Source organism: Ruminiclostridium cellobioparum subsp. termitidis CT1112 (assembly GCF_000350485.1).
GTDB lineage: Bacteria > Bacillota > Clostridia > Acetivibrionales > DSM-1351 > Ruminiclostridium > Ruminiclostridium termitidis.
In genome coordinates, this window is record NZ_AORV01000022.1 from 43,847 (window position 1) to 56,564 (window position 12,718).

A 12,718-nucleotide genomic window follows, 5' to 3' on the forward strand; every position below is an offset into this window, starting at 1 on the left:
AAAAATATGATGCTTAAATGTAAAGGAGGCAGAGTATGAAGAATTATTTACCGAAACGCTTAAGTTTTAATCACGACTGGCTGTTCCAACTTGAAGATACTATCAACGGGGAAGCTCCGGCATTAAATGATGAAAGCTGGAGAAAATTAAATTTACCTCATGATTGGAGTATTGAATATCCTGTTGACCAAAGGAATCGTACCGGCAGCGGCGGTGGTTTTGCCAAAGCCGGCATAGCCTGGTACCGAAAACATTTTAAAACCACTGAAGACATAAGGAATAAGCACATTTCATTAATGTTTGACGGTGTTTATATGGATTCAACCGTTTATCTGAACGGCAAGGAAATAGGGAGGTGCAGCTACGGATACAGTTCGTTTTCAGTTGACCTCTCGGATTGTTTAGAAGAAGATAATGTGATTGCGGTACGGGTTGATAACTCACTGCAGCCAAATTCCCGCTGGTATACGGGTTCCGGCATTTACCGCAACGTTTGGATGGATATATATGAGAACGTGCATATTGCTCAGTGGGGGGTATTCTGTTATACCGACAAGATATGTAAGGAGATAAATCAAGCCAGCCTCAGAATATCAGCAACAATCAATAACAAAAGTAATAAACGGGTGAATACCGGCGTAATACACAGAATATATGATCATGAAGGCAACCAGGTCAGTTTTTCGGGAGCACCGCTGACCTTGGAGCCCGGTGCAGGCGGTGAGACTTTAGTATATCCCGGCATAAAGCATCCACATTTGTGGACAGATACCGATCCTTATTTATATACTCTGAAAAGTACTGTTGTTGTAAACAGTGAGCCGGTAGATACAGTTCTGACAAGGATCGGTGTACGTACGGCGACATTTGACAGTGACAAGGGGTTTCTTTTAAATGGTGAAAATGTAAAAATCAAAGGTGTCTGCATCCATCATGACTGTGGTCCCAGCGGTGCTGTCGGTTACAGAGAAACCTTGGAACGGCGCTTGCAGACTCTAAAGGAAATGGGATGTAACGGCATCCGCTGCGCTCATAATCCACCCGCACCCGAACTGCTTGATTTGTGCGATGAACTCGGCTTCCTGGTAATGGATGAAGCCTTTGACGAATGGATGCTCACCAAGGATAAGAACAATAACTATTACAGTGAAGGTTTCGCTTATGGCTACAGTCAATTTTTCGGTAATAATGCTGAAAAAGATTTGTTAAGAATGTTACACCGGGACAGAAACCATCCCTCCGTTATTGTCTGGAGTATTGGAAACGAAATCCCCGAGCAATGTTCCCAGGACGGAGTAAAAATATTGAAATTTCTGAGAGACATTTGCCACCGTGAGGATTCAAGCCGCATGGTTACCTGTGCCTGCGACAATATTGAGTCAATACAGCCCTATATAGCCAGAAATGATTTTTTAAGTGAGCTTGACGTTGTCGGGTACAATTATACGGGCCGCTGGAGGCAGCGTGCCGAAACACTCTATGATGAGGATAGAATTAATTATCCTGAACGCCGTATATGCGGTTCTGAGAATTCTGCCGGCTGGGGCGCTGTTAGAGGTATTTATGGTTCTGACCTGAGCTATGCAACTCAGACTTTGGATTTTCAGTGGTTATGGAGGTACACCGCAAGCCGTGATTTTATTGCCGGGGACTTCATATGGACTGGTTTTGATTATCTTGGCGAATGCCGGTGGCCGAGCAGAGGGTCAACTGCCGGGCATATTGATACTGCAGGATTTGTAAAAGATTCTTTTTACTTTTTAAGAAGCATTTGGAATACTGAGAAAATCACACTGCACCTTTTGCCTCACTGGAATTGGGAAGGTGAAGAAGGAGACTTTAAACAAGTTATCGCTTATACAAATTGCGATGAGGTGGCACTTTATTTAAACGGCAGGCTGGTTGGCAAAAAATCATTTCATTGCCCCAGACACGGATGTGTGACAGCCTGGAATGATTTTCCCAAAATTAAAGCAACAACACATGATTTACATCTGACTTGGGACGTACCATATGAACCTGGAGAATTGAAGGCAGTTGGGTATAAAAATGGTGAAGCTGCAGTAGAAACCGTTGTGAGGTCTACCGGAAAGCCGGTTGCTTTAGGAGCCGTTACCGACAGGCAGGAGATTGCTGTAGATGGCGTTTTTCATATTAATATTTCCACAATTGATTCAAATGGTTTACATGTACCTGATGCTTCCCCCGTAATTCACTGTGAAGTTAAAGGTCCGGCACACCTTGTTGGCATGGATTCGGGAGATTTATCCGATCATACACTTTATAACTCACCAGATCGAAAAATGTTTTCCGGTTATTTAATGGCTATGATTTATGCTGACGGTCCCGGAACTATAGATGTTGTATTTTCAACCGAAGGTATGTCTGATCTCGAAGTGAGGGTAAAATCAAAATAGCGCAGATGATAAATCAAGAGATGCCTGATTATCCAAATCAGGCATCTCTTAATAATTAATTTAACACTACTTTTGTGTATAAATCTTATAAAGTATTGCTGCTGCTTCAGCTCTTGTGGTTGGATCGGCAGGATTTACCGTGGTACTGCTGCGTCCTGTAATAAAGCCCATTTTAACCATTGTTGCAATATTCTCTACTGCATATTTGGCAACTTTATTTGAATCGGCATACTTTTTCAGATCACTGGCATTGCCGGGGTTCAACTTCTTCTTTGCTGCCTGTAATGCCTTTATGGTCATTACTGCCATATCCTGTCTTGAAATTTCCTTATCAGGACTGAATTTGCCATCATAGCCTACTGTTATACCAAGGGCTTTTGCAATTCCTATTTCATTGCAGTACTTCTCCGACGCCTTAATGTCACTGAAGTTTGACGAATATTCCGCCTCAAGTCCAAGAGTTCTTACAAGCCAGGCCAGATATTCACCCCTTGTTACATTCTTTGCCGGGCTGTAATCTGTTGCAGAAGTACCATCGATAGTTCCATTTGAAGCCAGTGTATTAATAGCCTCTGCTGCCCAGGAATGCTTCTCCAGATCTGAGAAGTTCACCTTGGTGAATACTACAGCATACCTGCTGAAGTGGGTAGTTGTGAATACCATGGCTTTTTCTTCAGCAACGAATTGTGCATTGATTATTTCAGTTTTTCCGCTTTCCCCCAAATAGAGCACTTTCAGATACTGCTTATTTGCAAGCTCTTCAGCAGTTGGATTGTACGGTATTTTCACAGTAACCGCTGCATTTGTATTACTCCATGCCACTACTTTACCATCCACCTTAATATTCAGTTCAACCACAGGCCTGTTACCTATCTTCCTCTTAGTATCGGATTTTGCGCTTGAAGCATCTGCTGCTGCCATACTGAGTACTATACTTTTTGCATTGGCAGTATCAATTGTGTTGATCATGCCTGCAGGTGCTTCCATAGTGCCTAATTGAGTAATTATTACTAATTTAATCCCGGCCTTATCGGCGGTAAATGCAGATATTGGAAGTTCAGTGTCATATGCTTTTGCTCCGTTGACTTCAGGTATCACTATTGAAACTGACTTGACACCTTTAGCATCAGCTTTTGCATTTTCAACCGCTTTCTTTATATCTTCTTCCTTAACAGGTACGGTTGCAATTCCTGTTGATGTATTTAATACCGGCGGGGCTGTTTTAATTGTGTCACCTTCAACTTTTGTCTTCGGTGTTTCAACTGTTGAACCAGAGGAGCCTCCTCCCGAACTACCTGATGAACCTCCTGCTGAGCCTCCCTCTGTTGGAGCCGGAGCCACCGGTTTTCCGGTTATACTTGTACCTGACGACATATTTCCGGTAGTATCAACAGTTTTCAGTACTATTGTATAATTGGTTCCATTGGTGAGTCCCGTAACAGTTGCCGCTTGAACTCCTTTACTTACGTTCTTTTCGGCAATCCCGTTTCCGCTTACCAATACATGGTCGAAATCCGCATCTGTCGGATCAGTCCACGTAAGTGTCAGCTGACCGTTACCCGCATTCACTGCTGCCCCTGTTACTTCCTCCGGAGCTTTTGTGTCAGGGACTGCATCTTGGACCGGTGTTCCTCTTACACTTGCTCCAGTTGATATATTTCCTACAGTATCAACCGTCTTAAGTACAACTGTATACTCTGTTCCGTTTGATAATCCGATTATTTTTGCCGTCTGAATTCCCGCACTTATGCTTTGTTCAGTTATTCCATCACCGCTTACCAATACATGGTGGAAATCCGCATCTGTTGGATCAGTCCATGTAATTGTCAGCTGTCCGTTACCCTCAGTTACTACCGCACCTGTCACTTCTGCCGGAGCTGTTGTGTCAGTTATAACTTCAACATCACAGGTTGCAACAAAATTTCCGTCAACTGTTTTGGCGGTTATTGCAGTAGCTCCAAGTCCAACCGGTGTTACATTTCCATTATCATCAACAGTTGCTACCATGGAATCGCCTGTTGACCAGATAACATTTTTAACCGCGGCATCTTGCGGATTAAAGACTAATTCCAGTTTATCCGATGCTCCGCCAAGGTTCAATTTCAATTTGGACTTATCAAAAGATACACCTTTTACAGGTTCGGCATTCTTTGTGAGGGTCAGATTGTCAATCTGAACCCAGTTATTTGCCGGTGAATCGGAATATACTCCCACTTCGCATTGCCCATTAGTAACTGCAATATTATTTGACACTGTAACCTGGGTCCAGCTTCCAATAGCTGTCTTGGCAGAGTAAGCCAATTCAGGTCCTCCATAGTTTTTGGCATAGATATCACAAATATTCTGTCCTCCGCTGCTTCTGACCCATGCTTTTAATGTATAGGAACCGTTGGGCAGGTCTGTTATGACCTGTTTTAATGATGCTGTATAATAAGATGAAGCTTTCTGCTGCCAAACGTAATTTCCAGCATATGGTCTGAAACTTTTTGTAGACAAATTAGCGTTAGCTGCACCCTCTACATTATCGGATACGTCCCAACCTACAGGTTTGGGTACTACGATACGGTCTGCTTCAAATTCAGGATTGTGAATGTAATTATTGGCTGTCCCAACAGTCCATGTACCCTCTTCGGCATTTAGATTCCATTGGGATAAATCATTGAATATGGGGTTATCACCTTCAAAGGATAATGGAACCCATTGGTTGTAGCCAAGTCCATTCCCTGCAAAATCACTCCATCTGTCTCCACAGTATATGACAGTTGTTCGGGAGGTACCTGTTACTGTCACAAAAAAACCTGTCTGTGAAACATGACTGTAGCTTTTTTCAGAATTGGTCATTACTGTTTCCGGGCTATAGGGTCCTAAAATATTACTTGCAGATATCATGTAGGTATTGGACGTATTCCAGCCATGCAAATCAGAAGAACATACATAATATCTGCCATTGTACTTAAACATACAATTGCCCTCACGTCCAGCACCACCAAAAATCTTTGTAGGAGCTTCCAGATCCAGATAATCAGATTCTCTCAATGGAACCACATACGTATTCGTACGGCCGCTTGCGCTTGAACAGATGAGATATGCTTTTCCATCATCATCCACGAATACAGTCTGGTCACCGGTTCCGCCATTCACAAAAAACGGCATGTCCACTAAAACATGGTCAAAAACAAATGGCCCTGTGGGTGAATCACTGGTTGCAAACAATATATTATTATGAGCCATATTATCATTATCTTCGTACTGTGAAAGTAGAACATACTTTTTAGTGTTTTGGTTATATGCAACACCCATACGTCCTACCCATACTGTAGCTTGCATACCAGCAGATTGATCGTTCATAACATCCCCTTCATTTTTCCAATTGACCAAATCTGTGGAAGAATAACATGTAAATGCATCAAAGGTACAGGTATCAATTTTTCCGTTTAGCGGATTATTGTAATAAATAGGAGCCTCCTTATACCTAACCCCATACCAATAGTATTTATCTCCGAATTTAAAAATTCCGCCACCCTGCGAATAAATCGGATTACCGTCAATATCCTTATAAAAGGTATCATTTGTAATTGTCTTATTCAGCCGGACAACTTCCACCGTACATGTTGCTTCAAAAGCTCCGTCAACTGTTTTAGCAGTTATAACCGCTGTTCCTGCTGATACCGAAGTCACAACACCTTCTGCAACTGTTGCTGCAGCCGGGTTGTCAGTTGTCCAGACAATATTTTTATTTGATGCGTTTACCGGTTCAAAAGCTGCTGTCAAGCTGCCGGTTGCACCGCCTGCCGGTAATGTAATATATGATTTGTCAAGTGATACTCCAGTTGCAGGAACATTTGGCAATACTGTCACTGCACAGTCGGCTGTAAAGCCGCCGTCTATTGCTGTGGCAGTAATAGTTGCCGTCCCTGCTCCTACAGGAGTTACAATACCGTTTGATGAAACTGTTGCTACAGCCGGATCACTGGAAGTCCAGGTCACATTTCTATCCAGCGCTGTGGCAGGCTGAGCTATAGAGGCCACTGAAGCACCTGGTCCTCCTACGCTGAGTTCCAGATTTGACTTTGACAATGTCAGCCCGGTTACAGACTGTGTAACTGCCACACTGCAGGTGGCATTGAAACCTCCATCAACAGTTGTAACAGTTATTGTAGCAGTACCCGCTCCTACTGGCGTTACAACACCATTTGCCACTGCTGCCACATCCGGCTTACTGCTGATCCAGGTCAAATTTTGATTGGATGCATTAACAGGAGATATTATTGCCGATAATGATACAGGCCCTTGTGCCGTTACAAGTGACAGGTTTGATTTGTTCAAGGTCACTCCTGTCACACCTACCTTTACAGTTACATCACAGGTTGCTGTAAAGCCTCCATCATCTGTTGTCACGGTTATTGCAGCTGTTCCCGACCCTTTCGGAGTTACAGCGCCGTTAGCGGAAACAGTTGCCACCAGCGGATTACTTGTTGACCAGTTGAGGTAGGTATCAGTGGCATTATAAGGTTCTATGGCAGGTGTCAATACTGCATCGGCTCCTCCTACATTTAAGGAAAGGATCGAATTACCCAGTGTCACCCCCGTTACAGGTATCCATGGTAAAGGAGCTCCTGAAGCCTGAATGGTGACGCTGGCTGTTTGAGTACTTCCCCCATATTCAGGGAATGCGTCAACCGTAAGGTCAATTAATGCTTGTCCCGGAGCTTTAACATAGACAAGCCCGGTAGAAGGATTTACCTGTGCAACCGCTGGATTGCTTGAGGTCCAGGTTGCAGATCTGAAATCCGCGTCTGCAGGATTGACCTGAGGATAAAGCTGGAGTACATCAGCAGTAATTGCACCCATTGTTGTTGATTTTACATTGCTGCTTCCGTCAAAAATATCTATATCTGTCACCTGATTTAAAGGCCGCACAGTTACATCACAACTTGCCGTTTTGGCAGGATCGTCTACTGAGGTTGCTGTTACGGTTATTGCACCGGTTGTCACCGCAGTTACAACCCCCAGGGAGTTTACTGTTGCAATGGAGGGGTCACTTGATGTCCATATCACAGTCTGGTTTATACCAGGTGCATTCGGATTTACTGTTGCCTTCAAGAAAGCTTTATTGCTTGCAGCTTCAGGAACATTGCACAAGCTCAATGAAGTTTTGTCAAGACTTACTGAGGTTATAGGCGGTATGGTTCCATAGACATTAAGATTGTCTATCCAGGATGACCATGAGGCTGTACCTGGTCTTTGCCAATAGCAGGTAATCCCGCCAAAATTATTTGTGTAAGTTACCGCTGTTGAAAAAGGTATGTCGTTCACTGTTACAGTTTTTGTTGAATCGCTTTTATCAGTGAATGTAAAGTTAATTTTTTTATTCACAAAATCCAGTATAACATTTACATTATACGTTGTATTAGGGATATCAAAACCGGAAGGAGCTATCCTGGCCGCAGTTTGAGATCCCGAGCTTGCCCCCGGCAGGGTAATAGCTTCAAATTTTGCAAGATTCGGCTTTGTATCGTACAGGACACCATTCACTGTATTTGTAATACCAAAAGTTATATAGTTATTGCTGGAGCTGTCCTGTATCTTTATCATACCGGTACTGTTTACGGGAGCACCTACATTCCAGTCAAAATTTATAACAATCTTCTTATTTACCACAGATGTAAATGCCTTGCGTGAATCTCTGTCTCCGCTGGCATTACTGCTGAATTGAAAAACATTGCCGGTCACACCTGGAACAGTTGTGACTATATTATTCATTGCCGCCCCGGCAAGGCTTTTTACACACCCCCATGTATTGTCTAATGCCAGGTTATCAAAACTCTCACTCACATAAGGAACATATACGGCACATGAGGCTGTATAGCCTCCATCCTGTGTAGTTGCGGTAATTAGTGCCGTGCCTTTCCCGACAGCAGTTACTACACCGTTGGAGTCAACAGTGGCCACACCGGTATCACTGGATTGCCATGCAATACTTGTTGTTGCGCCGGCTGGCTGCACACTCGCAGCCAATTGTGTTGTCGGCGCACTTCCTGTCTTGGTACTAGAAAAGAAATCGCTTGCAAAATAGTATGTATCTCTGTCAAGAGTTAAACCGGTTACGGCTTGAGCCGCATGGGCAGTAATGCCCGTTGGTACCACTCCCGAAGTAAATACCGATACAAACAGCATCGCGATGACCAAAATTCTAGCAATCGTTTTTCTTGCCTGTACGTTCATTAAATTACCTCCCAAATTATTTTTTTGTAGTTATATTTCTGATGCAGATATCACTGATATCCGACTTACTACCGTTGGTCCCCATTAAGATAAATATTTAAGTGAATAATTTAAGAATGTAAGAAAGATAAGTGACAATATATAAACTATACATAAAATAGCAACATAATTCGAATAATGGTAATTAGCCTCATACCTTATATAAAGGTAAAAAATATGATTATTCTTTTAGACACTTGGATTATACAGAATAATAATTTAAATTTGAACATGGTTATTTTACTATTTGCTTTGAAATATTATGTTATTTAAAAACTGTACATTCATGCCCCTTGTCAGGAATGGATTTCAACTCATGGATAACAGCCTGCAATATATCTGTTCTATAAAAACATATTAGCTTATATAAATATATGAAACTAAAAATGAATCTTTCTATAAAAAAGGGCGTCTTCAAGAGACGACCCTTTTTACTGCATTTATGATTTCATCACTTATGACTTGATTCTAAAACATTAAACAATTTAATTCATGCTTGTCTTATAAGCGTCTGTCTGAGTCTTCATCTCTGCAAAAAGCTTTTCAAAACCGGCAGCGGTAAGCTTCTTGTCAAGTGTATCGAATGCCGCATCGATATCCTTAAACATACCAAGGTTGATAGGATTGAAGTATTGTACAATTACAGGATTCAAGCTGGCAACTTCAGTCTTAACCTTATCGGTATTTGGTGTGAATGCTGCATATACACACGGTGCAACCTTCTTCTTGGCATCTTCTCTTAACTGAACATATTCATCACTCCACGCTGCCTGCGTCTTGAGCAGATCCTTATTGGTGAACCAGAAACCTGATGCATCCGGCGGATAAGTATTCTTGTCTGCAGTTAACCCGTCAGGAAGAGCAATCTTTCCGTCTTTAACTACAAAGTTAACACCTTCGATTCCATAGTAAGCAATTTGATTGTATTCAACATCTTCCATTATCAAATCCATTGCCATCAATGTTCTTTCCGGATTCTTTGACTTTGCAGTTACAGCGAAACCGTTGTTTATATATGAATCCTGCGGATATGTTCCCTTGGCTGTAAGACCGGATATTACCTTGGTCTCCCAACCCATTGATTGAGCCTTTGTCAACGTTGACTGAATATCGACTGTATTACCAAAGGCTACGCCTGATTTTCCCTGTTCAAAGGAATCCTTGCTGCGAACTTTATTTGAGTAGGCATTTCTGTTCAAATATCCTTTGTCGTACCAACCCTTGATAACTTTTGCAGCCACCTTGTAGTCGTTTACAACAGAAGGATCTGTCATCTTTATCAGTGTACCGTTTGGATCATCCGAATCATATACTATGCCTGAACCGCCGCTTGTCGCCGCAAGTAAATCCGTGTAACCCTTTGACTCAGCCTTTAAGGTGTAGTTGAAAGGTCTTCCGATATCTATGGCACTATCAATATTTAATGGAATCATACCAGGTTCGTTTTTCTTTATTGCTTCAAGATATGGTTCTATATCTTTCCAACTGTTTACTTCAGGAACATCGTACTTCTTTCTCAAATCTTCTCTGATTATACACTCATCAACTTTTTTGTCCGGTGTTGCAGTAGGAACCATAAATATTTTTCCGTTTATATAAGCTTCTTTCCATGCTCTTGCATCTGTTGCTGCATAATGCTTTGGCATATATGTCCTGACCATGTCATCATTCAACTCATAAAAAGCTCCCTTTGCAGCTTCCTGTCCATAATATGCCCAGTTTGCGGTAAATATCCAGTCCACATTATCCCCGGATGCCAATACCAGAGGATACTTGGCCTGCAGGTCTCCCCAGCCGATGTAATTAATCTTCAAAGTAGCATTAATGTCTTTTAAGAGCTTTTCATTAAGCTTTTCCAATACAGCATCCATACCCTGAGGGCGGTCACCCAATAAGTAGCCTGTCAACTCAACCTCATTTGAAGTATCGATCTTGGATGCTCCCGCTGCTGTTGAATCATTTGCAGTACCTGTCGATACAGAGGCGGATGCTGCAGCTGTTGACTCACCTGCTGACTTGCTGCCGCCACATCCGGTCAAACCTGTTGCAAGTGTCATAAATATTGCCAATGACAGGCATAGTGATCTAGCTGTTTTTTTTGCATGCATTTTTAATTCCTCCTATAATTATTCTTTGTTTTATCAATATCTGGGATTCCCCAGTATTAACCCTTTACTGCGCCAATTGTTACACCCTTTACAAAATATTTTTGAACAAAAGGATAGAGGAAAACTATCGGACCTGCTGATACAACTGTCATTGCCAATTTCAAGGTTTCCTTGGGCATATCAAGCCTGCTTACATAATTAACCATGCTGGAGGCCATGTTTGCACTTGACAGTATTTGATATAAAACATATTGAAGTGGGAACAGCTTGTCATTCTGCATGAACATCATGGGCGTCCACCAGTCGTTCCAGTATCCGAGTGCGGTAAACAATCCTATTGATGCAAGCGCAGCCTTTGACAACGGAAGTACCATTTGAATGAATATTCTGAAATCTCCGGCTCCGTCAATTTTAGCCGATTCAATCAGGGAATCCGGGATCGATCCTTTTATGAAATTTCTGAGGATGAGTATATTCATGGCACTGAACATCGGTACCAGTAACAGTACCAGTAAATTGTCCTGAAGATGCAGCGTATTTGAAACGATTATATAATATGGTGCCAAACCACCATTGAACAAGGTTGTAAAAAATATAAAGAAGGCTAAGGTATTTCTGTATTTTATTTCTTTTCTAAACATTACATAGGCTGCCATTGATGACAGAAAAAGCGATATAACCGTTCCCACCAGGGTTATAAATATTGTTACGCCGTACGCCCTCAACATTTTTTCGGGATATGCAAATATCATTGAATAGGCATCAACTGATAATTCTTTGGGAAGAAGTGAAAATCCATGGTTTAGAATATAATGCTCAGAGGTAAATGAGTTCATTATCAATATTAAAAATGGAGCTACCGTAAATATTGCAAATAAACTGACTACGATATATGAAATTATATTTAATGCAATGTAGTCTGCTGTTTTTTTCAAAATTACCAACCCGCTTTCCTAATTGTTTTTGTTTTAAATTAATGTTTTAACTGAACTTTAGAATAAGGCGTTTTCGTTATCAACCTTTCTTACAACCCCATTAACGATTAAGATAATTACAAAGCACAGAACCGACTGGTAGAAACCAGCTGCAGATGCCATACCGAAGTCCTGGGTACCCATCAGCGACCTGAATACAAGGGTATCAATAATGTCTGTGGCATCCATCAGAATACCGTTGTTCCCTATAATGTTATAGAACATGTCAAACTCGCCTCTTAATATCCTTCCGACACCCATCAGAACAAGTACTATAATGGTCGGCCTCAGCAAAGGAAGTGTTATCTTCGTTATTTTCTGGAACATGTTTGCTCCATCGATTGTGGCCGCTTCATAGCATTCCTGGTCTATACCCATAATCGCGGCAAGATACAGTACACTTCCAAACCCCACCCATTTCCATACATACAGTACAGGAAGCAGTATTACCCAGTTTGCCGGCTCGGCATAAATATCAATTGGTTGTCCGCCCACATTTTTTATTAGGGTGTTCACCAGACCATAATCGTAGTTAAAAAAGTTATAGATGAAAGCAGCTACTACAACCCAGGATATGAAATACGGCAGAAACATAAACGATTGTGCTATTTTCTTAAACCACTTGTTTGATATCTCAGATATCATAATTGCAGTTAATATTGAGAAAAATGTGTAGCATGCCAAAAACACCACGTTATACTCCAACGTATTTTTTGTGACCTGCCAGGCTTTACCTGACGCAAAGAAAAATCTGAAATTTTCTATTCCGTTCCATGGACTGAATAATATACCGCCTCTGATGTTGAATTCCTTAAATGCAAGTATAATACCACCCATTGGTACATATGCAAATATTATAAAATATAGTGCTACCGGTAAAAACATGAGATACAGAACTTTATTTTTATAAATCTCACTGAAGAAACCTCCGTTTATTCTTGATTTCATTAATTTG

Annotated in this window: 5 protein-coding genes; 1 reads left to right on the forward strand and 4 read right to left on the reverse strand. The window is 41.6% G+C overall.

Translation table 11 applies throughout. The features are described from left to right. Positions 1 to 35 precede the first annotated feature (35 nt). Positions 36 to 2,417, forward strand: a complete 2,382-nt coding sequence (locus CTER_RS05920; RefSeq protein ID WP_004624398.1) for a glycoside hydrolase family 2 TIM barrel-domain containing protein — start codon at positions 36 to 38, stop codon at positions 2,415 to 2,417. 66 nt (positions 2,418 to 2,483) lie between these two features. Here the strand turns inward: CTER_RS05920 and CTER_RS27870 are convergent, their stop codons facing one another. From CTER_RS27870 to CTER_RS05950, 4 genes are all read right to left on the reverse strand, one after another. Then, positions 2,484 to 8,642, reverse strand: a complete 6,159-nt coding sequence (locus CTER_RS27870) for an Ig-like domain-containing protein (RefSeq protein ID WP_004624365.1) — start codon at positions 8,640 to 8,642, stop codon at positions 2,484 to 2,486. Positions 8,643 to 9,166: 524 nt separating this feature from the next. Next, a complete protein-coding gene (locus CTER_RS05940) occupies positions 9,167 to 10,789 on the reverse strand; it encodes an ABC transporter substrate-binding protein (protein ID WP_004624324.1) in 1,623 nt (540 codons plus the stop codon). Between the two features lie 56 nt (positions 10,790 to 10,845). Continuing rightward, positions 10,846 to 11,724, reverse strand: a complete 879-nt coding sequence (locus tag CTER_RS05945; protein WP_027628283.1) for a carbohydrate ABC transporter permease — start codon at positions 11,722 to 11,724, stop codon at positions 10,846 to 10,848. Between the two features lie 57 nt (positions 11,725 to 11,781). Then, positions 11,782 to 12,711, reverse strand: a complete 930-nt coding sequence (locus CTER_RS05950) for an ABC transporter permease (RefSeq protein WP_004624410.1) — start codon at positions 12,709 to 12,711, stop codon at positions 11,782 to 11,784. Positions 12,712 to 12,718: the final 7 nt, after the last annotated feature.